General features: G+C 69.6%; 30 protein-coding genes. 16 read left to right on the top strand and 14 right to left on the bottom strand.

The window, feature by feature from the left end; translation table 11 throughout:
* Nucleotides 1–16 precede the first annotated feature (16 nt).
* Both SK571_RS37040 and SK571_RS37035 read left to right on the top strand, forming a co-directional pair.
* A complete protein-coding gene (locus SK571_RS37040; RefSeq protein WP_319988775.1) occupies nucleotides 17–1,312 on the top strand; it encodes an RNA polymerase sigma factor in 1,296 nt (431 codons plus the stop codon).
* Nucleotides 1,313–1,374: 62 nt separating this feature from the next.
* Nucleotides 1,375–2,451: a hypothetical protein gene (locus SK571_RS37035; RefSeq protein ID WP_319988774.1), complete on the top strand. Its 1,077-nt coding sequence runs from the start codon at nucleotides 1,375–1,377 to the stop codon at nucleotides 2,449–2,451.
* Between the two features lie 36 nt (nucleotides 2,452–2,487).
* Here SK571_RS37035 and SK571_RS37030 read toward each other — a convergent pair whose 3' ends face one another.
* Nucleotides 2,488–3,900, bottom strand: a complete 1,413-nt coding sequence (locus tag SK571_RS37030) for an amidase (protein WP_319988773.1) — start codon at nucleotides 3,898–3,900, stop codon at nucleotides 2,488–2,490.
* Between the two features lie 50 nt (nucleotides 3,901–3,950).
* Between SK571_RS37030 and SK571_RS37025 the strand changes: the two genes are divergently transcribed.
* On the top strand, nucleotides 3,951–4,463 hold the full coding sequence (locus tag SK571_RS37025; protein ID WP_319988772.1) for an NlpC/P60 family protein: 513 nt from the start codon (nucleotides 3,951–3,953) through the stop codon (nucleotides 4,461–4,463).
* 31 nt (nucleotides 4,464–4,494) lie between these two features.
* Here the strand turns inward: SK571_RS37025 and SK571_RS37020 are convergent, their stop codons facing one another.
* Nucleotides 4,495–4,998: a CGNR zinc finger domain-containing protein gene (locus SK571_RS37020; protein ID WP_319988771.1), complete on the bottom strand. Its 504-nt coding sequence runs from the start codon at nucleotides 4,996–4,998 to the stop codon at nucleotides 4,495–4,497.
* Between the two features lie 25 nt (nucleotides 4,999–5,023).
* Between SK571_RS37020 and SK571_RS37015 the strand changes: the two genes are divergently transcribed.
* Both SK571_RS37015 and SK571_RS37010 read left to right on the top strand, forming a co-directional pair.
* Nucleotides 5,024–5,230: a hypothetical protein gene (locus tag SK571_RS37015; RefSeq protein WP_319988770.1), complete on the top strand. Its 207-nt coding sequence runs from the start codon at nucleotides 5,024–5,026 to the stop codon at nucleotides 5,228–5,230.
* A complete protein-coding gene (locus SK571_RS37010; RefSeq protein ID WP_319988769.1) occupies nucleotides 5,217–5,831 on the top strand; it encodes a TetR/AcrR family transcriptional regulator in 615 nt (204 codons plus the stop codon). Before SK571_RS37015 ends, SK571_RS37010 begins: the two co-directional genes overlap by 14 nt.
* Here SK571_RS37010 and SK571_RS37005 read toward each other — a convergent pair.
* From SK571_RS37005 to SK571_RS36995, 3 genes are read right to left on the bottom strand one after another with little or no spacing between them, the layout of a single operon-like run.
* Nucleotides 5,785–6,435, bottom strand: coding sequence for a hypothetical protein (locus SK571_RS37005; protein WP_319988768.1), 651 nt, complete (start codon nucleotides 6,433–6,435; stop codon nucleotides 5,785–5,787). The genes SK571_RS37010 and SK571_RS37005 overlap by 47 nt on opposite strands.
* A 4-nt stretch (nucleotides 6,436–6,439) precedes the next feature.
* Nucleotides 6,440–6,961, bottom strand: a complete 522-nt coding sequence (locus tag SK571_RS37000; protein WP_319988767.1) for an AAA family ATPase — start codon at nucleotides 6,959–6,961, stop codon at nucleotides 6,440–6,442.
* 46 nt (nucleotides 6,962–7,007) lie between these two features.
* Nucleotides 7,008–7,871, bottom strand: a complete 864-nt coding sequence (locus SK571_RS36995; protein ID WP_319988766.1) for a sucrase ferredoxin — start codon at nucleotides 7,869–7,871, stop codon at nucleotides 7,008–7,010.
* 109 nt (nucleotides 7,872–7,980) lie between these two features.
* On the opposite strand from SK571_RS36995, the gene SK571_RS36990 reads away from it, so the two are divergent.
* Nucleotides 7,981–8,352 carry a DoxX family protein gene (locus SK571_RS36990; protein ID WP_319988765.1) on the top strand — a complete coding sequence of 124 codons (372 nt, stop codon included), beginning with the start codon at nucleotides 7,981–7,983 and terminating at the stop codon, nucleotides 8,350–8,352.
* A 4-nt stretch (nucleotides 8,353–8,356) separates the two neighbouring features.
* On the opposite strand, the gene SK571_RS36985 is transcribed toward SK571_RS36990, so the two are convergent.
* A complete protein-coding gene (locus SK571_RS36985) occupies nucleotides 8,357–8,680 on the bottom strand; it encodes a hypothetical protein (RefSeq protein ID WP_319988764.1) in 324 nt (107 codons plus the stop codon).
* A complete protein-coding gene (locus SK571_RS36980) occupies nucleotides 8,677–9,264 on the bottom strand; it encodes a PadR family transcriptional regulator (protein WP_319988763.1) in 588 nt (195 codons plus the stop codon). Before SK571_RS36980 ends, SK571_RS36985 begins: the two co-directional genes overlap by 4 nt.
* A gap of 42 nt (nucleotides 9,265–9,306) precedes the next feature.
* Between SK571_RS36980 and SK571_RS36975 the strand changes: the two genes are divergently transcribed.
* On the top strand, nucleotides 9,307–10,005 hold the full coding sequence (locus tag SK571_RS36975; RefSeq protein ID WP_319988762.1) for an SDR family oxidoreductase: 699 nt from the start codon (nucleotides 9,307–9,309) through the stop codon (nucleotides 10,003–10,005).
* A gap of 57 nt (nucleotides 10,006–10,062) precedes the next feature.
* The gene (locus tag SK571_RS36970) at nucleotides 10,063–10,692 is read left to right on the top strand and encodes a class I SAM-dependent methyltransferase (protein WP_319988761.1); all 630 of its coding nucleotides are present in this window, start codon (nucleotides 10,063–10,065) and stop codon (nucleotides 10,690–10,692) included.
* A gap of 9 nt (nucleotides 10,693–10,701) precedes the next feature.
* Here the strand turns inward: SK571_RS36970 and SK571_RS36965 are convergent, their stop codons facing one another.
* Genes SK571_RS36965 through SK571_RS36955 form a run of 3 tightly spaced genes read right to left on the bottom strand, consistent with a single transcriptional unit; the run spans nucleotide 10,702 to nucleotide 12,911 of the window.
* Nucleotides 10,702–11,064 (bottom strand): VOC family protein, encoded by a 363-nt coding sequence (locus SK571_RS36965; RefSeq protein WP_319988760.1) that lies wholly within the window; start codon nucleotides 11,062–11,064, stop codon nucleotides 10,702–10,704.
* Between the two features lie 9 nt (nucleotides 11,065–11,073).
* Nucleotides 11,074–11,823: a ZIP family metal transporter gene (locus tag SK571_RS36960; RefSeq protein WP_319988759.1), complete on the bottom strand. Its 750-nt coding sequence runs from the start codon at nucleotides 11,821–11,823 to the stop codon at nucleotides 11,074–11,076.
* A gap of 2 nt (nucleotides 11,824–11,825) precedes the next feature.
* On the bottom strand, nucleotides 11,826–12,911 hold the full coding sequence (locus SK571_RS36955; protein ID WP_319988758.1) for an epoxide hydrolase family protein: 1,086 nt from the start codon (nucleotides 12,909–12,911) through the stop codon (nucleotides 11,826–11,828).
* Nucleotides 12,912–12,963: 52 nt separating this feature from the next.
* Between SK571_RS36955 and SK571_RS36950 the strand changes: the two genes are divergently transcribed.
* Nucleotides 12,964–13,908, top strand: coding sequence for a helix-turn-helix transcriptional regulator (locus SK571_RS36950; protein ID WP_319988757.1), 945 nt, complete (start codon nucleotides 12,964–12,966; stop codon nucleotides 13,906–13,908).
* A gap of 2 nt (nucleotides 13,909–13,910) precedes the next feature.
* The gene (locus SK571_RS36945) at nucleotides 13,911–14,177 is read left to right on the top strand and encodes a hypothetical protein (RefSeq protein WP_319988756.1); all 267 of its coding nucleotides are present in this window, start codon (nucleotides 13,911–13,913) and stop codon (nucleotides 14,175–14,177) included.
* Here SK571_RS36945 and SK571_RS36940 read toward each other — a convergent pair.
* Both SK571_RS36940 and SK571_RS36935 read right to left on the bottom strand, forming a co-directional pair.
* Nucleotides 14,089–17,016, bottom strand: coding sequence for an NACHT domain-containing protein (locus SK571_RS36940; protein ID WP_319988755.1), 2,928 nt, complete (start codon nucleotides 17,014–17,016; stop codon nucleotides 14,089–14,091). The two genes, SK571_RS36945 and SK571_RS36940, sit on opposite strands and share 89 nt — an antisense overlap.
* A 30-nt stretch (nucleotides 17,017–17,046) precedes the next feature.
* Nucleotides 17,047–17,598, bottom strand: a complete 552-nt coding sequence (locus tag SK571_RS36935; RefSeq protein ID WP_319988754.1) for a cadmium resistance transporter — start codon at nucleotides 17,596–17,598, stop codon at nucleotides 17,047–17,049.
* Nucleotides 17,599–17,691: 93 nt separating this feature from the next.
* Here SK571_RS36935 and SK571_RS36930 point away from each other — a divergent pair, with 93 nt between their 5' ends.
* Both SK571_RS36930 and SK571_RS36925 read left to right on the top strand, forming a co-directional pair.
* Nucleotides 17,692–18,558 carry an SDR family NAD(P)-dependent oxidoreductase gene (locus tag SK571_RS36930; protein ID WP_319988753.1) on the top strand — a complete coding sequence of 289 codons (867 nt, stop codon included), beginning with the start codon at nucleotides 17,692–17,694 and terminating at the stop codon, nucleotides 18,556–18,558.
* 10 nt (nucleotides 18,559–18,568) lie between these two features.
* Nucleotides 18,569–19,129 (top strand): TetR/AcrR family transcriptional regulator, encoded by a 561-nt coding sequence (locus SK571_RS36925; RefSeq protein ID WP_319988752.1) that lies wholly within the window; start codon nucleotides 18,569–18,571, stop codon nucleotides 19,127–19,129.
* Here SK571_RS36925 and SK571_RS36920 read toward each other — a convergent pair.
* Together SK571_RS36920 and SK571_RS36915 are read right to left on the bottom strand one after the other, a co-directional pair.
* Complete coding sequence (locus SK571_RS36920) at nucleotides 19,118–19,912, bottom strand: LLM class flavin-dependent oxidoreductase (RefSeq protein ID WP_319988751.1); 795 nt, start codon at nucleotides 19,910–19,912, stop codon at nucleotides 19,118–19,120. The genes SK571_RS36925 and SK571_RS36920 overlap by 12 nt on opposite strands.
* 65 nt (nucleotides 19,913–19,977) lie before the next feature.
* The gene (locus SK571_RS36915; protein WP_319988750.1) at nucleotides 19,978–20,472 is read right to left on the bottom strand and encodes a DinB family protein; all 495 of its coding nucleotides are present in this window, start codon (nucleotides 20,470–20,472) and stop codon (nucleotides 19,978–19,980) included.
* A gap of 757 nt (nucleotides 20,473–21,229) precedes the next feature.
* Between SK571_RS36915 and SK571_RS36910 the strand changes: the two genes are divergently transcribed.
* From SK571_RS36910 to ligD (SK571_RS36895), 4 genes are all read left to right on the top strand, one after another.
* Nucleotides 21,230–22,207: a tyrosine-type recombinase/integrase gene (locus SK571_RS36910; RefSeq protein WP_319988749.1), complete on the top strand. Its 978-nt coding sequence runs from the start codon at nucleotides 21,230–21,232 to the stop codon at nucleotides 22,205–22,207.
* 130 nt (nucleotides 22,208–22,337) lie between these two features.
* Nucleotides 22,338–23,162, top strand: coding sequence for a non-homologous end joining protein Ku (gene ku / locus SK571_RS36905; protein WP_319988851.1), 825 nt, complete (start codon nucleotides 22,338–22,340; stop codon nucleotides 23,160–23,162).
* Complete coding sequence (ligD, locus tag SK571_RS36900) at nucleotides 23,163–24,605, top strand: non-homologous end-joining DNA ligase (RefSeq protein WP_319988748.1); 1,443 nt, start codon at nucleotides 23,163–23,165, stop codon at nucleotides 24,603–24,605. It abuts the gene before it with no gap.
* Entirely contained in the window at nucleotides 24,595–25,467 is an 873-nt protein-coding gene (gene ligD, locus SK571_RS36895; RefSeq protein ID WP_319988747.1) for a non-homologous end-joining DNA ligase, read from the top strand. The genes ligD (SK571_RS36900) and ligD (SK571_RS36895) overlap by 11 nt, the downstream gene beginning before the upstream one ends.
* The last annotated feature ends 11 nt before the right edge of the window (nucleotides 25,468–25,478 follow it).

The following is a 25,478-nucleotide window of genomic DNA, read 5'->3' as shown; positions in this document are numbered from 1 at the left end:
ATCTATTTTGAGCAGCATGAGCGACCCCACGGGACGCAAGGCCGTAGCGGCGGTGTGGCGCATCGACTCCGCGAGGATCATCGGTGCGCTCACCCGCTACACCGGCGACTTCGCGCTGGCCGAGGACCTGGCGCAGGAGGCACTGGCCGAGGCGCTGGTGACCTGGCCGCGCGAGGGCGTGCCGAACAACCCGGCGGGCTGGCTGCTCACCGTGGGCCGGCGCCGGGCGATCGACGCGTTCCGCCGCCGCAGCGCCCGTGACGAGAAGTACGCCGCGATGGCGCACCACCTGCCCGAGGGCGGTGCGCTGACCGGCGCCGATCCCGGACCCGCGCCCGACGACGTGCTGTGGGACCCGGACCAGATCGACGACGACACCCTCGCGCTCATGTTCACCTCCTGTCACCCGGTGCTGTCCCGCGAGGCCGGGGTGGCGCTGACGTTGCGCGTGATCGGCGGTCTGACCAGCGACGAGATCGCCCGCGCGTTCCTGGTGCCGACGGCGACCGTGCAGGCCCGCATCACCCGCGCGAAGAAGACCCTCGGCGCCGCCGGTGTGCCGTTCGAGGTGCCGCCGGTCGCGCAGCGGCCCCCGCGCCTGGCGCAGGTCCTCAGCGTCGTCTACCTGATCTTCACCGAGGGCTCGTCGGCGAGCTCGGGTGACGAGGTCATCCGCTTCGACCTGGCCGGGGAGGCGCAACGGCTCGCCCGGATCCTGTCGCGGCTGATGCCGGAGGAACCCGAGGTCCACAGCCTGCTCGCCCTGCTCGAGCTCACCGCCGCCCGTTTCCCGGCGCGGCGTGGCCCCGACGGCGAGACCGTGCTGCTGGAGGACCAGGACCGGCGCCGCTGGGACCGTTCCGCCATCGCCCGCGGCCGTGCCGCGCTCGCGAAGGCCGCCGACGCCGGCCGCGGGTACGGCTACTACGGGCTGCAGGCCGCGATCGCCGAGTGCCACGCGCTGGCGTCGTCGGTCGAGGACACGAACTGGGGCCGCATCGTCGCTCTCTACGACGGCCTGGGCCGTCTCGCGCCGTCGCCGGTCGTGGACCTCAACCGGGCCGTCGCCGTCTCGATGGCCCAGGGGCCCGCCGCCGCCCTGCCGCTCGTCGACGCGCTGGCGTCGGCCGACGCGTTCAAGGACTCGCACCAGCTACCGGGTGTGCGCGGAGAGTTGCTGCGGCGCCTCGGCCGGCTCGACGAGGCCCGCACCGAGCTTGAGCAGGCAATTCGATTGTGCGGCAATGAACGCGAACGGGCCGTGCTGACGCGGAAGCTGGCGGAACTGTCCCCGTCTGACCACCTAGGGTGAACCTTAAATCCTTAGGGCTACATCGGTAGCACTCGACCGGGTGACGCGGGAATGATGTTGCGATGGACTCGCTGCCCGCCACCGTGGCCTCCGCGCTCGTCGAGGCCGACAGCGAGACCACCGACTGGCCGGCGCGCTGGCAGGCGCTGACCGCCGTGTCGGTCGAACTGCAGTCGTTGCTCGTCACCGATCCCGGCCCGCGGCTGGTCGCGTTGATAGAGGAGATCGTCACCCAGCTCGCCGACGGCGTCGCGACCAGCAGGCGTCATCGCGTCGAACTCGCCGAGCTGGCCCACCGCGTCCTGACCATCCACGCCCGCGCGTGCGCCGAGACCGGCACCGAGCCGGGGCGCCTGGCCGACTGGCTGCTCGACCTGCAGCTGCAGCACCCCGACGCGCCCGACGTGAGCCTCGCCGCCTACGCCGAAGCCCTCGACGACGACGGTCTCGCCCGCTACCGGGAGCGGGCGGTGCAGTTGTTCGAACCGCTGCCGGTGATCGGGTTCGGCGAGACAGGCCGCTACGACCGCGCCCGCTGGGCGTTGCTGCGCGTCATGGAGGAGCTCGCCGAGTACACCGAGGACGTCGATCTGCAGCTGCTCGTGCTGTCCAAGGACCTCTCCTCGGGCTGGCACTACCTGCAGGTCGCGACCGTGCTGCGGGACAACGGCCGTTCGGACGAGGCACTGGAGTGGGTGGAACGCGGGCTGCGCGCGGTCGGCGGGCGTGGCGCGTCGTTGCGGCTGATCGACCTCGCGGTGGAGGAACACCTGCGCCGGGGCGCACCGCAACGCGCGCTGGAGGTCTGCCGGGAGGCGTTCTTCGCACGGCCCAACCTCGACGTGTACCTCAAGATCCGGGCGCTGGTCGTGTACACCGACGAATGGCCGCCGTTGCGCGCGGAGCTGGTGCAGCACCTGGTGCAGGACGGCAGCCGCCTCGCCGTGGAGGTGTACCGGCGCATCGTGGAGGTCGAGCTCGCCCGGCGGGGGATCGAGGAGCAGGACCTCGTCATGGATCTGCTGGAACAACTACGCGGCCTGCAGCCCGACGCGTTCGCCGACTACCTGGACCACATCAAGTCGCGGCACGTGGCGGACCGGGAACTGCTCGACGAGTTGTCCAAGCGCGGATTCTGACCGTTCCCGGTTCGGATAGTCCGTTCTCGTAATATCCTAGTTCGCATGATCGAGGCCGGAGGGGACCCGGTCCGCCCACGGCCGGGCGCGCTCCAGCTGGGCGGACACCGACAGCAGCGTGCACTCGTCGTGTTGGCGGCCCACGAGCTGCACCGCCAGCGGCAGGCCCGCCGACGTGCGGCCGGCCGGAACCGAGGCGGCGGGGTTGCCGACGATGTTCCACAGCGGCAGGAACGTCGTGTAGTGCGCGGCCGCGAGCAGCGCCGTGACGACGTTGCGGCCGTCCCACTCGCCCACGCGGATCGGCGGGCGGGTCAGCGCCGGGGTGAGCAGCACGTCGATCGAGGCGAACACCCGGTTCGCGTACGCGGTGAGCGCCGCGTCGTCCTTGGCCGCCCACCGCACGACACCGCGCGGCAGGCGCCGCCCCAGCTCGCCGACCGCGCGCGTGCGGGGCTCGAGCAGGTCCGGGAACTCCATGTCCGTGCGCGCCAGGTAGGCGTTGTGCACGTAGCGGGCGGCGAACTGCGTGGAGGCGGTGACGTCGCGCATCGGCGGGTCGAGCCGCACGACGTCGTGACCGAGGTCGGTGAGCAGCGCGGCGGTGTCCTGCACGGCGTCGCGGACCTCGTCGGCGATCGGGATGCCCGGACCCCACGGCCGCAGCGACACCCCGATCCGCAGCCGGCCCGGATCCGTGCGCGCCGCCTGCGTGAAGCTCATGCGCGGAGGATGCGCGACGTGCGCGTCACCGGGGGCGGCGCCGTGGATCTGGTCGGCGACCAGCGCCCAGTCCAGCACCGTGCGGGTGATCGGCCCCGCAACGACGAGACCACCCCACACCTGCGGCTCCGGCGCCAGCGAGATCCGGCCGCGCTGGGGCTTGAGCCCGAACAGGCCCGTCACGGCCGACGGGATGCGGATCGACCCGGCGCCGTCGGTGCCGATCGCGGCCGCGGCCAGTCCCGCCGCCACCGCCGCGGCCGAACCGCCGGGGGAGTGCGTGAGCGACCACGGGTTGCGCGTCGGGCCCGCCCAGGAGCTCTCGGTGAAGGGCCACAGGCCCAGTTCCGGCATGCGGGTGCGGCCGATGATCACCGCACCGGCCGCGCGCAGCCGCGTGACGATCGCGGCGTCCGCCGGCTGCGGGGTGCGCGCGGCGTTCGTGCCCTTGGTGGTGGGCAGGCCCGCCAGCGCGATGTCCTCCTTGACCGCGATCGGCACCCCCAGCAGGGGCAGGTCCTCGCCCGCGGACCTGCGCGCGTCGGCCTGTTCGGCCTCCGCGAGGGCCTGGTCGGCGAAGACCAGCCGGAACGCGTTGAGCCGCGGATCGATCCGCTCGATGCGGCGCAGGTGCTCGGCGAGCAGGTCGCGGGCGGTCACCTCACCGGACCGCACGGCGTGTGCCTGCCTGGCCACCCCGCCGAAACACAGCTCCGTCAGCTCCATGAACCGACCCTAAGCGCCCACAGCTGATCTACGGAATGGGAGTAGCGCACATGAGAGTCCTCGCGATCGCGGCCGCCGCACTCGTCGCCCTGAGCACCCTGGTGGCCCCGGCCTACGCCGCCGGAGCGCCCATCTACCGCTACGAGATCATCAACCGCGCCAACAGCTGGCTGACGGCGAACAACGGCACCCGCGTGCCCTACGACCAGAACCGCAAGTGGACCGACGGCTACCGCATGGACTGCTCCGGCTACGCCTCGATGGCCGCGCGCCTGGACAAGGTCCCGGACGCGCCCAACACCCAGGCGCTCATCACCACCACCTGGACGTCCCCCATCGCGATGAGCGAGCTCAAGCGCGGCGACCTGGTCATCGACGCGATCGGTGACGGCGACAACCGCCACGTCGTGATCTTCGACCGGTGGACTGACTCGACCAGGACCCGCTACTTCGCCTACGAGCAGCGCGGCGGCTGGGGCACCGACTGGCGCAGCCACACCTACGGGCTGGAGGCGAACTCCGAGTACAAGGCCCGCCGCCTGCTCAACGTCATCGACAAGTGAGCCCGCCGGGCCCAGGTCCCGCTGATCGGGCTCACGCGGGCTGGGCCCGGCTGCGGTGGTTCGCGACGGCGACGCGGTTGGCGCACTTGGTCGAGCAGAACCGCCGCCTGCCGTTGCGGCTGGTGTCCACGAACACCGTGTCGCAGCCGTCGCGGCCGCACGAGCCGATGCGCCCCGCGTCCTCGCAGAACAACGCCGCCATGCCCGCCGCCGTGTACGCCTTGAGCCGCACGTCGGTCGGCGCGTCCTCGCGGGCGTAGTGCAGGTGCGGGGCGCGCCCGTCGTGCGTGGAGATGTAGTGCGTGGTCGAGGACTGGGCCAGCAGGTCGTTGAGCAGCTCGACCGCGGGCGCGCGGAACACCTGGCGCAGCCGTTCGATCCAGTCTCGTACGTCACGTTCCTGCCGTGCGTCGAGCGAGCCCAGGGGCTTGTAGTCCGACGCTTTCAGCACGTCCAGCAGGTGCGTGGCGGGGTCGGCGTTGACCAGGGTCGCGGCGAGTTCGGCAGCCGTCCCGCCGTAAGGGTTGAAATGCACTAGACCATGACATCAGGCTTGGCTCATGATCGCCACCTGCCCTGCCTGCCACTGGTCGTCCACCTCCGCCGTCTCCTCGCACGGTGCCGTCGCCTACGTCCGCTGCGTCTGCGGCCTGTTCCTCGTGCTCGAACGCGGCGTCGTCATCGCGACGGCCGGGACCAGCACTTTCGCCCCGATTCACCACACCCGTGGTGATCTTGCTAGTGTCCCGGACCGTGAGCCGTCGTGATCTGCTGTGCGACACCGCGATCCAGATCCTCGCGGTGGAAGGCGGCCGCGGCCTGACCCACCGCGCGATCGACCGCGAGGCCGGCGTCCCCATCGGCACCACCAAGAACTACTTCCCGACCCGCGAGGCCGTCCTCACCGCCTGCGCCGCCCGCATGACCTCGCTGCACCGCGCCGCCGTGCAACGCCTGCGCGAGACGACCCCGGCCGACATCAGCGCCATCGACGTCGCCGAGCTCTACCCGGCCCTGCTGCGCCGCGCGGTCGCCGACGACCCGACGCAGATGCTCGCGATGGTCGAGCTGTACCTGGAGGCGGTCCGCCGCCCCGGTGTGCGCGAGGCGCTGTCGGGCATGGTCCTCGCGAACGCCGAGGCCGCCGCCGCGCTGCAGCAGGCGGCCGGCCTGCCCTCGACGGTGCGCGACACGGGCCTGCTCGACGCCTACTTCCTCGGTGTGGCGATCTCGCTGCTCGCGCTGCCGGCGGAGACGCTGCAGACCGTCGGCCTGGACGACCCGTACGCGCTGGGCATCGGCGTGTTCTCCGCGACCGCGCCTAGCGCCGGCCCGTCACCAGGACGGAGACCAGCAGAATCAGGCTGATCACCGCCGGCGTTGCGCACGCCACCGCGGGCTGGGCCAGTTCGAGGGGTTCACCGCTTTTCTGCGCGACGATCGCCCAGGTCGCGACACTGCCGCACACGAGCGTGATACCGCCCAGGACAGCCGCCGCGCGCCTCTTGTGCTTCTTGCGCACCGGCTCACGCTGGGCGTCCGCGCCGTGGGTGGTCAGAGCCGCGACGATGGCACGACTGTTCTCGGTGCGCCCGCTGACGTGCAGGAGCTGCCCGTCGGTGAACCGGACCGTGCAGCTGGAACCGTCGTAGGAGTACTCCTGGGGCTCGTTGATGTCGAGGGCCGCCACCTGATCCCACGCCCACGACCGCTTCACGCCACCGAGGACGTGCGCGATGCCGTCGTCGTCGAGTTCGATCAACTCGGGCTTGCCCGGTGTGCTCAGCAGGAGCACCGCGGAAGGCGCGAAGAGCAGCAGCGGGATCACGGCGAAGACCAGCCCGTCCTCGGCGCCGCCGAGGTCGACCACGAACCCCGCGGCCGTCAGCGCGGCACACGCGAGCGCCATGATCGACATCACCACGCCCAGGACGCGTCTCCGGTCAGCGGGGACCGTGTGCGTGCTCTGCATCCGATCAACCTACGTCCAGCGCCGCCCTCAGCCTGGCGTAGGTCTGCTCGGCGTCACCCGTGGCGTCGAGGACGGTCGCGGCCGGAGTGAGGTAGGTGGTGATGCGGTCGTGGCTCTGCCGGATCACGTCCACGCCGCCGAGCGCATCGACGACGTGGTCGATGTGGTGTTCCCGCCGCCGGTACCGGTCGATCGCCATCTCGGGCGGGGCGAGCAGCACGAACTCCAGGTAGTCCGCGCCCGCGGACTTGGCCGCCGCGGCGAACTTGTCGCGTTCGCCTCCGAGCATGATCAGCTGCGGCATCACGACGTCGTGGCCCGAGGCCAGGTGCGTCGCCGCCATGGTGAGCGCGAGTGGCCGCACGAGGTTGACCGCGCCGTGGAAGTCCTCGCGCCAGCCGCCGACGAGCCGGACGATCTCGTCGGCGTCGAGGTCGAGCGTTCCAGGGTGGTCGGCGGCGTAGCGGGCGGCGATCGTGGACTTGCCGACGCCGGTGGGGCCGTTGAGGTGGATCAGCCGAGGCACCCGGCGAGGCTAGCGGCGCGACCTGGCAACGTTCCGGGCCACACCACTAGCGGCAGACCTTCGCCAGCTCGTCGATCGCCGTCGCCACCAGCGCGATCGCGATGTCCGGCGACTTCCCGCAGCTCGCGGGCCGCGGCGGCACCGGCTGCTCGGTCAGCGTCACCCGCCACTCCCGCCCGTCGGCGTGCCGCACGGTCGCGGAGTCCGGGGTCTCGGCGACGACGGTGAGCACGTCGCGGGTCTCGCTGATCTTCTCGCGCACGGCGACCTCGGCGACCTGGCCTCGCGGGGTGAAGCAGGAGCGGCCCCGGCAGCGGTCGGCGACGATGCCCTCCGTGACCACGCGCTGGGCCAACTGGTGGTCGAGTCGTCCGTACAGGTGACCGGTGGGCAGCAGCACCCCGGTGGGCGCGAAGCGGTGGCCGCCGGTGTGGGTGCACTCCCACAGGTTCAGCGCGGTGGCGATCGGGCGGCCGTACAGCGCGCAGCAGACGTCGCGCTTGCTGTTGGTGCAGACCAGCAGCAACGGGTCGTGGACCGGGGTGCCGAACGCGGTGGAGCGGCCCGCGCCCAGTGCCTCGAAGTCGAGTTCGAGGGCTTCCTCCGGCACGGCCAGGTCGGCCTGTTCCAGCCAGGAGGCGCCGGGGCTCGCTGAGGCCAGGTACAGGCGGCGGGTCGCGGGGACGTGGTCGTCGGCGTGCCTGCCGGGGCGGCGGATCAGCAGGATGCGCACACCCGTGCCGGCGGCGCGGCGCTGCAGTTCGGCGCCCAGTTCGGGGTCGAGGTGGCTCTCGGTCAGGGCGTCACGGCCCCACGGGCCCGGCTGTTCCAGGCACAGCCACGCCGTCGCGGTCGCGGCCGTGCCGGCCAGCGGTTCGCCCGCGAAGCCGGAGAGTGTCGAGCACCTCATCTGCACACTCTATACGGCCGTTCGGGTGATGACTAAGGCGACCCTTAGTTGATCTGTGGACTCGGGCATCGGTAGTTGGCCTCCCAGGTGCGGGGCTAGGTTCTCGTTCATGAACGTCGCGGTGTGGATCGTGTCGGGTGTGCTGGCTGCCCTGTACCTGATGGCGGGCTTCACCAAGCTGGTCAAGACCAAACAGGACCTGCTGGCCGAGCCGAGGATGTCCTGGGCGGGGGATTTCACGTCCGGGCAGGTCAAGGGCATCGGCGCGGTCGAGGTCGCGGGTGCGCTCGGGCTGGTGCTGCCGTGGCTGACCGGCGTCGCGCCGATCCTCACCCCGATCGCGGCGCTGGGCCTGGCGCTGGTGCAGGTGGGTGCCGCGATCACGCACATCCGGCGCGGTGAGGGCGCCACGGTGCCGATCAACCTCGTGCTGTGCGCGCTGACCGTGTTCGTGGCGGTCGTGCGCTTCGGTCAGCTCTGATCGGTCAGCTCTGGAGCCGCCGCACCCGTTCGCGCATCGAGGCCTCGAGCTTCGCGCGGTAGCCGATGAACAGCTTGTTCGCCAGGTAGGGCGCCCAGTTGCCCTGCCTGGCGATGTTGTAGACGCGGTGGCGCAGCAGCGCGCCCTCGGGGTGGGGGTGCAGCGTGTCCTCGCCGCGGTACCACCAGTCGCCCCAGTAGGCGATCACGCCCTGCTCGCGGTCCACGAGCCGGTGCGGCCCGGACTCGCCGGCGTCGGCGAACATCCGCGCGCGCACGTCCTCCAACGGCGCGTGCACCACGCTGGTCACTTCGAACAGCAGTCTCATCGGTGTCTGTCCTCCCAGTCGTCGTAGCCGCCGACGGTGCCCTCGCGGGTGGCGGTGGCGAACCAGGACAGCCAGGCGCGTTCGGCGCGCAGCACGGCCATCCGGTAGTCGAGTTCGATCCACGCGAGCTGCGGCAGTCCCATGCCGGCGAGCTTCTCCAGCAGCACCGCCAGCGCGGTGAGCTGCTCCCCGACGGCGGCTTCGCGTTGGTGCACGAGCTGCAGCGCGTCGGCCGGGGGCAGCAGGCCGACCAGGGAGATCCCGGCCTCGAAGCGCGGGTACTCCTTGGCGGGCACGGCGATCAGTTCGCGCAGCCAGTCGTGCAGCTCCGCCGTGCCCGCGCCGGTGACGGCGTAGACGGTGCGTTCGGGGCGGTTGCCGGCCTTCTGCACGGCGGAGGCGGTGATCAGCTCGTGTTTGTGCAGTGACTCCACCACCGTGTACAGCGAGCCGTAGTTGAGCTTGATGACCTCTTCCTGGTGGCGTTCCCGCATGGTCTGCGCCATCTCGTAGGGGTGCATCGGCCGCTCCGACAGCAGGGCCAGCACCGCGAGGGCCAGAGGGTTCGTGCGTTTGAACGTCATATCCGCTCCCGTATATCCGGTGCCGAGTATAGGGTCTGCGGTATGACAACGGTGATCACCGGGGGAAGCCGGGGTATCGGTGCCGCGACCGCGCGCAGGCTCGTGCGCGACGGGCATCGGGTCGTGATCAGCTACCGCCAGGCCGAGGACGAGGCGCGGGCGTTGGAGACCGAACTCGGCGTGCTGGCCGTACGGGCCGACACGGCGGACGAGGCCGACGTGGCGCGCCTGTTCGACGCGGCCGGCGACGACATCACCGGCGTGGTGAGCAACGCCGGCATCACCTCCCCGTCCGGGCCGCTCGCGGACCTGCGCACGGAGGACCTGCGCCGCGTGGTGGACGTCAACCTCGTCGGCGCGATCTTCGTGGCCCGCGAGGCGGCCCGGCGGATGAGCCGCGGCTCGATCGTGAACGTCTCCTCCGGGGCGGCGACGCTGGGCAGTCCGGGGGAGTACGTGCACTACGCCGCCACCAAGGCCGCCGTGGACGCGCTGACGATCGGCCTGGCCAAGGAGCTCGCGCCGCGCGGCATCCGGGTCAACTGCGTGCAGCCCGGCACGATCCGCACCGACATCCACAGCCTGTCCGGCGACCCCGGCCGCCCCGACCGCGTCGCCGCCCGGATCCCGCTGGGCAGGCCCGGTGAGGTCGACGAGATCGCGAACGCCATCGCGTGGCTGCTGTCGGACGAGGCCTCGTACACGACGGGCGCGATCCTGCGGGTGGCCGGCGGCATGTGAACCTACGGCCTTTCGCCTCTGCGGCCGGGGTTCGCGCTGCCCCTAAGCTTGTCCGTCATGTCCGCGCCCACGCTCACCGACTTCGTGCTCGCCAACACGACGCTGGCCCCCGTGCCGCTGGTGCCCGAGGTGCTGCTGCACAGCGCGGCCGAGGCGATGGACCTGTGGGAACTGACCCACCACGACCAGCCGCCGTTCTGGGCGTTCCCGTGGGCGGGCGGCCAGGCCCTGGCACGGCACCTGCTCGACAACGCCGGGCTGGTGCGGGACAAGAAGGTCTTCGACCTCGCGTCGGGCTCCGGTCTGGTCGCGATCGCCGCGGCACTGGCCGGAGCGGACGTGGTGACCGCCAACGACATCGACCCGCTCGCGCTCGCCGCGGTGCAGCTCAACGCCGCCGCCAACGGCGTCACGGTCAGCACGCTGGACGGTGACCAGCTCGACAGCGACGCGCACGGCGCCGACGTCGTGCTCGCCGGGGACGTCTTCTACGACGCGGAGATCACCGCGCTGGTGCTGCCGTTCCTGAGCAGGGCCGCGGCGCGGGGTGCGGTGGTGCTGCTCGGGGACCCGGACCGCGCACACCTGCCGCGTGACCGGTTCACCGCGTGCGCCCGCTACGAGGTGCCGGTGCCGCTGACGCTGGAGAGCACCGAGACCCGCTCCGCCACGGTCTGGCGGGCCTAGGGCCTAGGCCTAGTTGGTGACCAGGCAGAACGGGTGGCCGGCGGGGTCGGAGTAGACCCGGAACCCGACGGGCTTCGACGAGCCCTCGAGCAGCGTCGCGCCCAAGGCCAGCACGAGCGGCTCGGCGACGTCGAGATCGGTGACCATGACGTCGAGGTGGATCTGCTGGGGGTGTTCCTGGCCGGGCCAGCGCGGCGGCGAGTAGTCCTCGACGCGCTGGAACGACAGGCGCCGGCCGTTGGCCGTGACGAGCGTGGACCAGTCGCCGTCGGAGTCGGTGATCTCACCGCCGACGACCTGCCGGTAGAACTCGGCGAGCGCGCCGGGGTCCGGGCAGTCGACCACCACGTCGTAGAACTCTCCGATCACCACACCGCGAATCTAGCCCAGCCGCTCCACCACGAACGCGGTGAGGAACCCGGCGGTGGTGCACAGCCCGGTGTAGAGGCGGGCCCGCTCGTAGGCCTCGGGGATCATGGTGTCCGCGATCATGGCCAGGATCGCGCCCGCCGCGACGGCGGTGATCACGGCGATGAGCTGCGGTGACGCGCCGTCGAGCAGCAGGTTCCCCAGGGCAGCGGACAGCCCGCTCGCCACGGCGATCGCACCCCACACCCCGAACACGTAACCGGGCCCGCGGCCGGCCTGTTTCATGCCGGCGACGCTGGAGAGCCCTTCCGGGACGTTCGAGATGACCACCGCCGCCAGCATCGCCACCCCGACCCCGCCGCCGCTGAGCAGCGACACGCCCAGCACGACCGACTCGGGGACGCCGTCGAGCAGCGCTCCCACGGCGATCGCGGTGCCGCTGCCGGCCTGGTCGGCCTCGGTGGGCTGGTTGCTGCTGCGCTTGCGGTGCCGTGCCCCACGCCGCGCGAGCACCAGGTTCGCCAGCACGTAGCCGACCGCGCCGCCGAGGAACCCGGCGGAGGTGGCGAGCAGACCACCGGTCTTCTCCGCCTCGTCCATCAGCTCGAACGCCGCCGCCGCGGTCAGCACCCCGGCGCCGAACGCCATCACGACGGCCACGACGTCGCGGGGCACGCGCAGGAACCAGGCGACGAGCGCGCCCGCCACGAGCGCGCCGCCACCGGCCAGTCCCCAGATCCCCGCCTCGATCCACTGCGGCATGGCTACATCTTGGCGAAGAACACCTTCAGGTCGCCCGCCAGCAGTTCCGGCGAGTCGTGCCCGGAGTAGTGCCCGCCGGTCTCGAACTCCGACCAGTGCACGAGGTTGCGGTGGTCGCGTTCGGCGAAGCGGCGGATGGTCTGGAAGTCGTCGGGGAAGATCGCGACACCCATCGGCACCGTCGTCGGCTCCGTCGGCTGGTCCTCGCGGTGCGCGTCCTCGAAGTACAACCGCGCGCTGGACCCCGCGGTGCCGGTGAACCAGTAGATCGCCACGTTCGCGAGCAGGAAGTCCTTCGTCACGGCCGGTTCGCCCATCAGCTGCATCGTCCAGGCGAGCTGGCCGACGGGGGAGTCCGCGAGCGCGAACGCCACGTTCTGCGGCCGCGACTGCTGCAGCTTCGCGTAGCCGGACATGGTCTCCCAGAAGTTCTGCAGCACCCCCAGGCGCCGGTGGTCGTCCTCGGTCAGGCCCTCCATCTCGGCCGGGTCACCCGAGGGGAACGAGAAGATCTGCGTGACGTGCACTCCCGCGACGTGCTCCGGGTCGGCCTGCCCGACCTGCGGCGCGATGATCGCCCCCGCGTCGTTGCCGTGCACCCCGTAACGCCGGTACCCCAGCCGTGCCATGAGCTCCGCGAACGCCGCGGCGATGCGCCCGGAGTGCCAGCCGGTCTGCGTCGTCGGCCCGGAGAACCCGAAGCCCGGGATCGAGGGGATCACCAGGTGGTGGTCCTCGCGCAGGTGCTCGACGACGTCGACGAACTCCATGACCGAACCCGGCCAGCCGTGGATCAGCAGCAGCGGCAGCGCGTCCGGGTTCGGGCTGGTGACGTGCAGGAAGTGAACGTTCGTGCCGTCGATCTCGGTGACGAACTGCGGGAACGCGTTGAGCCGCGCCTCCACCGCCCGCCAGTCGAACTCCTCGGCCCAGTACCGGGCCATCTCCTGCACGTCCGCGACGTCGTCGCCGTAGCGCGACCCGGCACCCGCGACCTGGTCGGTCCACCGCGTCCGCGCCAGACGAGCCCGCAACTCGTCGATGTCGGCGTCGTCGACCGCGATGTGGAATTCCCTGATCTCCGTCATAACCCGAGGCTAACGAGCCTTGCGGCCAGCCTCTGTCCTAAAGTGTCCGTCCATGTTGGAAACCTCGGCGCGCCTGCTGCGCCTGCTCGCCCTGCTGCAATCACGCCGCGACTGGCAGGGCAGCGAACTGGCCGACGAACTGCAGATCAGCCCCCGCACCGTCCGCCGCGACGTCGACCGCCTGCGCGAACTCGGCTACCCGGTCAACGCCACCACCGGCTCGTTCGGCGGCTATCGCCTCGGCGCCGGCGCCGAACTCCCACCCCTGCTGCTCGACGACAACGAGGCCGTCGCCGTCGCCGCGGCCCTGCGCACCAACGCCGTCACCGGCCTCGAAGAAGTCTCCCTGCGCGCCCTGCTGAAACTGGAACAGGTCCTCCCGTCCCGCCTGCGCCACCGCGTCTCCGCCCTCGAACAGGTCGAATCCGTCCCCCGCGACTCCCCGGCCCCCGCACTGGACCCGGAACTGCTCTCGACCCTGGCCGCGGCCTGCCGCGACAGCGACACCCTGCGCTTCGACTACCAGGCCCACGACGGCACCCCGACCCGCCGCCGAGTGGAACCCCACCGCCTCGTCAACTGGGGCCGCCGCTGGTACCTCGTGGCCTGGGACGCCGACAAACAGGACTGGCGCAGCTTCCGCGTCGACCGCATCACCCCACCGCAGCCCCCGTTCGGCCCCCGCTTCACCCCACGCGACCTCGACGCCACCACCTACGTCGCCTCCCGCGTCACCCAAGCCGCCTGGCGCTTCCAGGCCCGAGTCCGAGTCCACGCCCCGGCCGACGCCGTCGCCGCCCGCATCAACGCCGCCATCGGCACCGTCGAAGCCGTCGACGACACCACCTGCGAACTCGTGACCGGCTCCGACTCCGTCGAAACACTCGCCGTGTGGATCGGCATGCTCGGCTACGACTTCGAAGTCACCTCACCCCCCGAACTCGTGGCACACGTTCGCTCTCTTGCGGCCCGCTACGCCCGAGCCGTACAAGACTGAGCATGGCCATCACCGGACGTGACATCGAGCACCTGCTCTACACCGACACGCCCGACCCGATCCTGGTCCTGCACAACGGGGAGACGCAGATCGTGGCCGCCGCCGAGCTCGGCGGGCACACCGGCGCGGTCGTGGTGTGCTCGCGCAGCGAGATCCAGCGGCGTGTGGGGGAGCGCGACCTCACCGAACAGGACCTCGCCACCCTGGCGCAGGCCCTGACGGTGGCCATACAAGACCCAGATCGGCCGCCGCCACCCTGGCCCGCCTGATCAGGTCAGGCCGGTGCGAGATGTCCATGTTCGATGCCGCCGCGATCAGTTCGAGGAAGGGCCGCTTGTCCTCGAAACGTTCTCCGCGGTCGTACATCCGCAACCACGCTTCCACCAGTTCGGTCGGCTTGCCCGGGTAACCCGGCCCCAGGATGTTCAGGAGTGAGAGGTCATCGCCGCCCTGCCCCAACCTCTCGAGCAACGCTGAAACGAAGACACCGCGACTCGTGTCCGACGCCCGGAGGAGTGCGAGCGCGGGCAGGCAGTTGTCCGGCCGGGTCGCCGCCAGCGCGATCAACGCCGCTGTCACGTCCAGGCTGTACCGGGACGCCAGCGGGGTCACCATGTCCCGCAGGGTCAGCGCGACCTCGTCCAACGTCACGTACGGCTCCGACATCATCAGCCACTCCGCGTGCGGCTCACGGACCCGGATGTTGAGGCACACCGAGAAGTGCCGTTCCGCGTCACGCTCCACCCAGAGCCACAGCACCACGCTCGCCCACTCGCTCGACGGCAGCCGCGACTTCCAGAACAGCGTCAGCCGCTGCCAGCCGTCCACACCCAACCCCAGCTGGTCGGAATAGCACCTCCCACGCACCACCACCGCGAGGACCACGAGGTTCAACGAGTACTTCGCATCCCGCACCGAGTCCGGCAACGACACCGGCGCATACCCGCCACGCGACCCCCGCGACTCGTCCCGCGCGGCGAACAGCCGTGACACCAGGTCGAACAACCCGCCCCGGTCACTGCGTTCCGCGAACTCCCGCAGGAAGTCCAGCACCGGCTTGCTCGCCGTCAGCGCCGCGAACGACAGCACCGAGTACAGCTCGGTGTCGTCCACGGTGGATTTCCTGCGCGAGCGGGCCTCGTCCTCCCTGCGCAGCTCCAGCAGCCTCTGCCACACGAACCTCGCCACCAGGTACTCGCCGAACGTCGCGTGCAGGAACTCGTAGGTCCGCAGCCTGGTCCTGTCCTCCCGGACGGCCTCCGTCCTCTGCATGAAGAAGAACCGGCCCAGCACCATCTCACCGGCGGACAGGGGAGTACGCGTCCCCTTCAGCCGCTCCGGGGAACCGATGCCCAGCAACTCGCCCAGGTCCGCGGTCACCTCGTGCTCGGCGATCCACTGCACGCCCCGGTTGAACATCGCGAGCGCCACCACCGACAGCCTGTCCAGCTCGTAGCGGACGTCCTCGGCGAGATCGGCCTCGGTCCTGTCGGCCCCGGTCTTGGTCACCTCACGCTCGGCGAACCGGTCGAGCAGCCGCTCGTACAGCTGACTTCGGCTCAGGCCTTCGTGATCACGCTGGAACGAGCTGTCCACCGCGTTGTACAGAGCCAGCATCAACAGCAGCAGCGGTTGTGAGGCGAGGTCCGGGTAACGCAGCACCGTCTCAGGAAGCAGCGGGCGGTTGCCCGCGTTCCACACCTCCAGCCACGAACGCACCTGTGTCTCGTCGAACGGCATCAACCGCACCACCTGCGTGCCCTCAGGCAGCTCCAGCCCCGCACACACGCTCAACCGGCTCGTCACGACGAACAACGCCGGCCTGCCCCTGTCTTCGAGCCGTTGCTGGAACTCGGCGATCGTCGTCAGGTACCGCGTCTGACTCACGCCGGTGGCCTGCAACAGCTCGTCGAACCCGTCCAGCACCACCAGCGGCAACGCGCCACCGGTCGCGCGAGAGAACTCCGCCCAGCTCACCGGCTCCTGCAGCAGGGTGCGCAAGCCGTGCTCGATCTGCTCCTCCAAGGTGCAGCCGACGGGTGTGCACCGCAGCTCCACCCGAACCACGGCGAAGTCCGACGCCGGCAACCGCGCCGCCAGCATCTCGGTCAGCACCGACTTGCCCGACCCCGGATCACCCAGCACCAGCAGCGGAGCCGACAGAGCCTCCGGCGAGGTCAGAAGACCGGCGAGGTAGGCGTAGAGATCGTCACGGACGGGCACGTCGTCCCACCACGCGAGCAGCGACGGCGCGGCAGCCCGGTCGGTGCTGGTCACGACCTGGAACCGCGGGTCGACGTAGGCGTCGGCCAGGCTCGGGATCCACACGCCGTCCGGCACGTCGGCCGACTTCACCAACGGCCGCCGCAGCGCGCCCCCGTAGACACCGGCGAGCTCGGCGAACCGCACCTCCGGCATCACCTCCGTGGTGGTCTCGCGCAGCACGTCCTCCAGTCGCGCCAGCGCTTTGCGCGCCGCCCGGCCGTCCTCGACCGCGAACCAGAACCGGATCTCGGGGAACTCGGCGGCGAGCTGCCCCAGCAGTTCCTGATACCGCTCCGACGCACGGAGGGCGGCGGTTCCGATGGCGCTGCGCACCCGACCGCGTTCGGTCTCGTTCAAGCCGTCCCAGCACGCCATGCTCGCGACCACCTCGCAGAGCAGTGCCGCGAGCAAGTCGTACTGACGTGCCAGGACGACCAGATTCTCCTCGTACGAACGGCCGACCGACGGAAGCGGCAGAGGCTCGTCCCACGGGTTGTACCTGACGACGAGTTCGCGGTCCTCTGCGGTGAGCTTTACGGGGACCTGCTGCTCGTCGAACGCCTCGAAGAACGCCGTCATCACCAGAACCGCATGCGCGGCATGCAACTGCTGTGTGCGGGTGTGGCGGCTCACGCCTCGGCGCTTCGCGGAGACCTTGGAGATCAGCTCGTTGCTCAGGCGGAGGAAGTCGGGCTTCGCGTCGAAGAGGTCCAGCACCTGCCACAGCCCCAGCGAACCCGCCAGCAGCGCGCCGCCCAGGACCTTGTCCATGGCGGCGATGACCGGGTGGTCGCGGCCGCCGAGGATCTTGACGGCCTCGTTGTAGCTGTAGGTCTTTCGCACCCGAAGGTGTCTACCCGACCACAGGCCCGCTCAGCCCGAGAACAACACCAAAAGACCAATCGCGACCAGCACGATCGGCAGGGCGACGTGGCCCCACCGGGCCAGGGCGCGGGCCACCACCTGGCGGGAGGCCAGGAACCAGCCTGCCAGGCACCACACGCCGACCAGCAGCAGGAACACCACGACGTAGACCCACAGCGAGTCCGTCACGGTGAAGACCGGCACGTAGACGCCGATGTTGTCGCCGCCGTTCGCCAGGGTCACACCGGCCATCGCCAGAACCCCGGGAGCGGAGTCCGGCTCGTCCTCGTCGTCCGCGCCGCGCCACAGGGACCAGGCGGCCTTGAGGCCGAGCGCCAGGGGGATGAGACCCAGCCACGGGCGGAAGTGGGCGGGGAGCAGGGACGCACCGAGCGCGCCGATCACGGCCAGCGCCAGGATGGCGGTGAAGCCCACGTACTGGGCCGTCACCACCTGCCAGGCCGACTTGGCCCGCGCGAAGAACAGCGCGAGGAGCACCAGGTCGTCGACGTTCGTCACCGCGAACATGCCCGCCGCCTGGCCGATCACCCCGAGATCCACAGCGGCATTCTCACCCGCGCGAAGCGGATAGCTAATCCGCATGTGTGCTAGCGTCCTCAATAAGCGGATCGACTATCCGGATTGGGGAATGTCATGGCACCCAGAGCAGTCATCACCGCGGGGACCGGAGGCATCGGGCTGGAGACAGCCCTCGGACTCACCAAAGCCGGCTACGCCGTCACCATCGTCGGCCGCAACCCCGAACGAGGCGCGCAAGCCGTCGAGAGGATCAACGCCAGGGGAGGGGAGCCCGCACGGTACCTGCGCGCCGACCTCTCCTCACTGGACGAAGTGCGCGCGCTCGCCACACGCATCGCCGCCGAGGGGGAGCTGGAAGTACTGGTCAACAACATCGGCGCCATGTTCCCCGACCACACCCGGATCGACGGCGTCGAAGCCTCCTTCCTCGTCAACCACCTCTCGCCCTACCTGCTCACCGAAACCCTGCTCCCAGTGCTGACCGGCCGCATCGTGAACGTCACCTCCGGCTCCGTCATGGCCGCCAAGAAGGTCTTCGACGAGATCGAACCGCCCGGCGGCTACTACGGCTTCCACTGGTACGGACGCGCCAAGCTCGCGAACCTCGCCTACACACTCGACCTCGCCCAGCGACAGACCACGGTGTCCGTCCTCGCGGCCGACCCCGGCGGCGCGGCCACCGACATGACCGACGGCACCATGCGCACACCCAAGATCGTGTCACCCGGCCTGCGCCTGCTGTGGCCACTCGTCCGCCGCACCTTCGAGCGAGCGACCTCCGGACCCGCCTCCACCGCCGCCCGCCCCTCGATCCTCGCCGCGACCGACCAGACACTCACCTCCGGCACCGTCATCGGCCCGCGCGCCACCCCGGTCACACCGAACCGCACCGCGGCCGACCCCCGCGTCCAGCACGCCGTCCGCAGACTCAGCCAGAGGCACGCACCACTCGACCACGTTCCGGATGGCGTATCCAATTAGTCTGGAAGACATGACGCCGCAGCGAAAGGACGCCGCCCGCAACTGGGAGCACATCCTCACCGTCGCCAGAGAACTCGTCGACGAAGGCACCCCGCTGCAACTCAACGACGTCGCCCGCCGCGCAGGACTCGGCGTCGGCACGGTCTACCGGCACTTCCCGACCACCGAAGCACTCCTCGAAACCGTCGCCACCCCCTGCCTCGAAGCACTCGCCGGCTGCGGCGAACAAGGTCTGACACACGACGACCCCTGGACCGCGTTCGCCGACTTCCTCACCAAGGTCGTCGAAAGCCAGGTCACCGACCCCGCACTCGTCAAAGTCGCCGCCAGCGCCCAAGACGTGCTCCCACGCACCACCGAACTCAAAGCACAGATCCTCAGCAACGGCACCAAACTGCTCGCCCGCGCACGCGACGCCGGAGCCGTCCGCCCCGACCTCGACGACGCAGACCTCATCCCACTCATGTGCGGCATCGCCTACGCCACCTACGTCCACAGCGCCGGCCCCGCCGAACGGCTCCCCACCGCACGCCGCTACCTCAACACACTGCTCCGAGGCCTACACGCCTGAACGCGGGGGACCAGCAGCCACGAACCCCCGCAACTCATCAAGCCCCTGCGCACCACCATCGGTCAGCATCCACGTCACACCAGCGGCCTCGTACTCACCCGCCTCCGGTAACGCACCACCACCCCACAACACGACATCACCATCAGCCGGACCACCCGACGCCACGAAATCCGCCTTCAACCGAGCAGCATCCGCGGGGGAGAGCACCACCAAGCCGTCAGGACCGAACGTCGCCGGCACCACACCCGCCGCATGCTCCGCCGCACGAAACGGCGACGACCGCGGCCAGATCCCACCCACCCAGATCGGCACCTCCACCGGCGCGAACCGCACCCCCGACACCTCGAACAACGCACCGTGATGCTCCACCTCGGCGCCCGACAACAACGCCCGCACCAACCCCACACCCTCCGACATCGCCTCCGCACGCGACCCGCGCTCGCCGAAGGGGGAGTAGTCCTGCGGCACACCCGCACCCACGCCCAACACCAACCGACCGCCCGACAACCGCTGCAACGTCGACGCCTCCAACGCCACCTTCCACGGACGCCGACGCCCCAGCGACGTCACCAACGGCCCCAGTGAAAGCCTCGACGTCCGCGCCGCCACCGCACCCAACGTCACCCAGACGTCAGAAACGACAGGCTCACCCGGCACCACCACGTGGTCCCACAGGAAGAACCCGTCCCACCCCGCCGCCTCCGCCTCGACAGCGAGCGACACCAGCACGGACGGATCACCCAGGGAAGAACCGAACGACGGCACATAGATCGCATAGCGCATGACCCGAGTGTGGCAAGCACCCCCGACAAGATCATCTCAACGCGGGGGAGCAGCGGAAACAGGCCTCAACGCCCCTCGCCGGTCGCACCGTCGAGCTGCTCCCGCAAGATGTCGGCGTGCCCGGCGTGCCGCGCGGTCTCCGTCACCAGGTGCACCAACACGTTGAACAACATCACGTCCGGACGCGGCCACCACGGCACATGACCAGGCGAGTCCACCGCAAGCTCAGAGATCGTCGCATCCGAATGCGCCCACACGCGCCGATAGCGACCCACGATGTCCTCGCGCGACTCCGACTCGTCCGCCCGCATGTCCGACCCGCGCGCCGCCAGGTCGTCCCACCGGGGCAACGGCTCAGGGAACGGCCGCCCGAACACCTCACCGAAGTACCGCGACTCCGACAACGCCAGATGCTTCACCAACCCCAGCAGATTCGTCCCGGAAGCCGTCAGCGGCCGCCGCACGTCCGCATCGGACAGGCCCTCCAGCTTCCACACCATCACCTCGCGCAACTCACGCAGATCTCCGTGCAGGTAGTCCTTGGCGAACTCATCGATCATGAGCGAGCACCCTGCCATCTATCGCCACGGTGACGTAAGGCGTCAGGACCGCCAGGAGCAACGGTCGTGGACACCGGCTGAGCGGCGAGCCCAGGAAACCGGCCAGGTCGCCATGGAGCGGGCCCAGCGACGACAGCGGGACCAAGAAGCGCCGCGCAACGCCCGATGAAGCGATCCGGGTCGCAGACGGGCGCAGAGGAACGGCGGGAGAGCGCCTCAGGCAGCCCAGATCCACGTTACTTGACATAATGTAGATTATCGGCGAAACGGCGACCTGCGAAGATCGCTTCAGAAGGGGCCGAAACGCCCGTGTTGGCGCGTCTGCAAGTCACAGCCAACGGGCAGGCCGGCTGCGCTTGCAGACGCCACAACATCAGATCCACGGCGATGCCGGAGCGCGGTCGACACCGACGTGTCGTCAGTGAGACGTACGTAGCGAGGCGCCATTACGCTCACGATCCCCGACAAGTGACGCCACCTGGTCCAGCGCCGTCTCAGGCCGATCAGAATCCGGCGAAACGGACATTTCATGCATAATCGCCATTATCCAGCACAGAACAGGTTGGCAGACCCGAGCGCTCGCGCCGCCGTGCACCAACCTCGCAGCGACGCGTTCCACCGCTGCCTTGCCGCCGAGATGACGCCCCACGCCACGCGCTGACCTGCGATTCGGAAGTCCTCCACCATCGCTCGCACACGAAGACCAGCGGGCACTCCCCTCCCCTGTGCCGCCGCCGCGTCCGGGATTGTCGGTGGTGTGCGGTACAAGATCCATATGCACGTGCTCGCCGCTCAGGACGCCTTCTTCCTCGCCCGCCGGACCCGCAAGGACTCGCCGCACACAACGGCGGCCTACCAGCGGGATCTCGCCGGCGTGAACACGCTCCTGGCCGAGACCCTCTCCTGCCCGGTCGAGGACCTCGTCGTCGCTCAGCTCACCGGGGCCAACCTCCGCAACGCCTTCGGGGTGTTCGCGGACACCCACGCCAAGAGCTCCGTGCTGCGGGCCTGGTCGACGTGGAACCAGTTCCTGACGTTCTGCGTGGCCGAGGACCTGATCGCCGGTAATCCGATGGGTGCTGTCGCTCGTCCCAAGACGCCTCCGCTGGTGCCGAAGCCGCTGCGGGGTGAGGACACTCCCGAGCAGTTGCTCACGGCCGCGGCGGAGGGGGCGCGCAAGGGTCGTGATCCGTGGCCGGAGCGGGATGTGCTGGTGATCGCGCTGGGGCTGGTGGCGGGGTTGCGCAGTGCTGAGATGCGGACGCTCACGCTGGCGAGCATCGTCGGGCGGGAGGGTGATCAGCGGTTGCACGTGAAGGGCAAGGGGAACCGGGATCGCAGTGTTCCGATCGAGCCGCCGATGGAGCGGATCGTGGATGCGTACCTGAAGAGTTGTAGGCAGCGGTTTCCTCAGGGGCGTTTTGACCGGGAGTCGGCGTTGCTGCGGGATCGGCATGGCGAGCCGATCGGCCGGGGTGGGCTGGAGTACCTGGTGAAGTCGTGTTTTCGGTGGGCGGGGTTGAACGACAGGGTGCCGACGGGGGCGAATCTGCACGCGTTGCGGCACACGTTCGCGACGAGGCTGGCGGAGGACGGGGCGTCGGCGAGCGAGATCATGGCGTTGCTGGGGCATGCGAGTTTGGCGACGAGTCAGAACTACATCGAGGCGACGGCGCGGGAGCGGCGGGCGGCGGTGGCGAGCAACCGGACGTATTGGGCGCTCAAGGACATCTAGCGGTGCTCCACCGTGGTGCGGGACTCTGGGTTGTGACGCGTGGGCCGGGGGGTCGCTCAGTTGCCGGATCGTTAGGCCGAGTGGGTGACCTGGTGGTGCGAAAACCGCATTTCAGGGGTACCCAATGAGAATGAGATCCGTGTGGCGTGGGGCCATCTCGTTCGGCTTGGTGACGATCGCCGTGCGCCTTTACACGGCTGTCGAGGAGCACGACTTCCGTTTCAACCAGGTGCACCGGGAGGACGGCGGGCGCATCAAGTACAAGCGCGTCTGTTCGGTGTGTGGTGAAGAGGTGGAGTATTCGGAGATCACCAAGGGCTATGAGCTGGACGACGGCCGGATGGTGATCATGGAGAACGAGGACTTCGAGAAGTTGCCGGTGAAGACCGACAAGTCGATCGACGTTCTGGAGTTCGTGCCGGCGGAGGAGATCGATCCGATCTACTTCCAGAAGACGTACTACCTGGAGCCGGACAAGGCGGCGGCGCGTCCTTATGTGTTGTTGCGGGACGCGCTGGTGAAGACGGGTCAGCTGGCGGTCGTGAAGATCACGATTCGGCAGAAGGAGACGCTGGCGACGATTCGGGCGCGCGATGACGTGCTGGTGATGCACACGATGTTGTGGCCGGACGAGATCCGCAAGGCGGAGTTCGACTTCCTGGACCAGGACGTGGAGGTGCGGCCGCAGGAGTTGAAGATGGCGACGTCGCTGGTGGAGTCGATGGCGGGTGACTTCGATCCGGACACGTTCACCGACGACTACCGGGACGCGTTGGAGAAGGTGATCGCGGCGAAGGCGGAGGGTGCGGAGTTGCCCGAGCAGCCGGAGGCCGAGGAGAAGGGCGATGTCATCGATCTGATGACGGCTCTGGAGCGCAGTGTGGAGAAGGCGAAGGCCGGGCGGAAGGGCGCTGAGAAGAAGGCTGCGCCGAAGAAGAAGGCTTCGTCGGCGTAGATGGCCGGGCTCGACGAGTACCGGCGCAAGAGGGATCCGGCGAGGACGCCGGAGCCCGTTCCGGACGCGGTTGATCTGCCGAGGGGCGACAACGACACGTTCGTGATCCAGGAGCATCACGCGAGCAGCCTGCATTGGGATGTGCGGTTGGAGCGTGATGGGGTTCTGGTGTCGTGGGCGGTGCCGAAGGGTTTGCCGCCGACGACGGATGTGGTGCGGCTGGCTGTGCACACCGAGGACCATCCGCTGGAGTACGCGGAGTTCTCCGGGGAGATCCCGAGGGGTGAGTACGGCGGCGGTGAGATGTTCATCTGGGATCGCGGTCGTTATGAGACGGTGAAGTGGTCGGACCGCGAGGTCGATGTGATCTTGCGTGGTGGTCGTGTGCAGGGTCAGTTCGTGTTCTTCCGTTCTGGGAAGGACGAGAAGAACTGGATGATGAAGCGCCGGCATGCTGCGGCGCGGCCGGACTGGCAGGTGTTGCCGGAGCTGCTGAAGCCGATGCTCGCGGTTCCTGGTCCTCTCCCCCACGACGATGATGATCAGTGGGCGTATGAGTTCAAGTGGGACGGTGTCCGGGCGGTCCTGAGGGTCGAGGGTGGGCGTGTTCAGGCGTGGTCGCGGCTGGGCAACGACATCACGGTCGCTTATCCGGAGTTGCAGGGTGTGGGTGAGCAGCTGGGGTCGACGGAGGCTTTGCTGGACGGGGAGATCGTCGCGTTGCGGAACGGGCGGCCGAGTTTCAGCGCGTTGCAGAACCGGATGCACGTGACGAAGTCGGAGGCGGCGCGTCGGGCGGCGAAGCAGTATCCGGCCACGCTGCTGCTGTTCGATCTTCTGCACCTGAATGGCAGTTCGACTGTGCAGCTCCCTTTTCGGCAGCGTCGTGAGCTGTTGAGGGGTCTTGAGCTGCGGGGTCCGAACTGGATGACTCCCCCGTCGTATGACGAGGACGGGGCGTCGGTGCTGGCGGCGAGTCGTGAGCAGGGTTTGGAGGGTGTGGTCGCGAAGCGGCTGGATTCGCCTTATCAGCCGGGGATGCGGTCGCCGGTGTGGCGCAAGATCACGGACCTGTTGGCGCAGGAGGTGGTGATCGGCGGCTGGCGGATGGGTGAAGGCAAGCGGGCCGGGGTGATCGGTGCGTTGTTGCTGGGTATTCCGCGGGACGGCGGGCTGGCGTTCGCGGGGTCGGTGGGCACGGGGTTCAACGACGCGGAGCTGGCGGTGCTGACGCCGCGGTTGAAGGCGTTGGCGCGCAGGTCGTCGCCGTTCGTGACGGAGATGCCGCGGGAGCGGTCCAAGGGCGCGAAGTGGGTGGAGCCGGAGCTGGTGGCGGAGGTGGTGTTCCGGCAGTGGACGCCGGACGGGCGGATGCGGTTTCCGGCGTGGCGTGGGTTGCGGCCGGACAAGACGCCGGAGGAGGTGCGTCGGGTTGTCGAGTGACGCGACTGTGCGTGTCGAGGACCGGGTGTTGAAGCTGACGAACCTGGACAAGGTGTTGTATCCGGGGTTCGGGTTCACCAAGGGTGAGGTGGTCGATTACTACACCCGGATCGCGCCGGTGTTGCTGCCTCATCTGAAGGACCGTCCGGTGACGTTGAAGCGCTTTCCGAACGGGGTGGACGGGAAGTGGTTCTTCGAGAAGAACGCGCCGGAGCACCGTCCGGAGTGGGTGCGGACGATGCGGCTGGAGTCGCCGGGGAGTTCGAAGGGCAACGAGACCGTCAACTACGTGATGGTGGACGAGCTGGCGACGTTGGTGTGGCTGGCGAATCTGGCGGCGCTGGAGTTGCACGTGCCGCAGTGGACGGTGGGGCCGCGGGGTGGGAAGCGGGATCCTGATCTGCTGGTGTTCGACCTGGATCCGGGTGTGCCGGCGACGGTGGTGGAGTGTTGCCGGGTCGCGGAGCTGGTGCGGGTGGTGCTGGACGACGACGGTGTGGATTCGTGGGCGAAGACGTCGGGCAACAAGGGCATGCAGGTGTACGCGTATGCGCCGGCGAAGGACACGTCGGAGTACGCGAAGGCGGTGGCGCAGCGGTTGGCGCAGGAGCATCCGGCGTTGATCGTGTCGACGATGGCGAAGGCGCAGCGCACGGGGAAGGTGTTCATCGACTGGTCGCAGAACAATCCGGCGAAGACGACGGTGGCGCCGTATTCGTTGCGGGCTCGGGAGCGGCCGGCGGTGTCGACGCCGGTGACGTGGGACGAGGTCGAGGACTGCGAGGTCGTGGAGGATCTGGTGTTCACGGCGGACGAGGTGCTGGAGCGGGTCGAGAGCGCGGGTGACCTGTTCGGGAGTTGATATTCTGGCCT

It is taken from the genome of Lentzea kristufekii (assembly GCF_033949925.1).
Classification (GTDB): Bacteria; Actinomycetota; Actinomycetes; order Mycobacteriales; family Pseudonocardiaceae; genus Lentzea; species Lentzea kristufekii.
The sequence above is the reverse complement of the archived record's forward strand: the minus strand, read 5'-3'. Positions and strand labels throughout refer to the sequence as shown.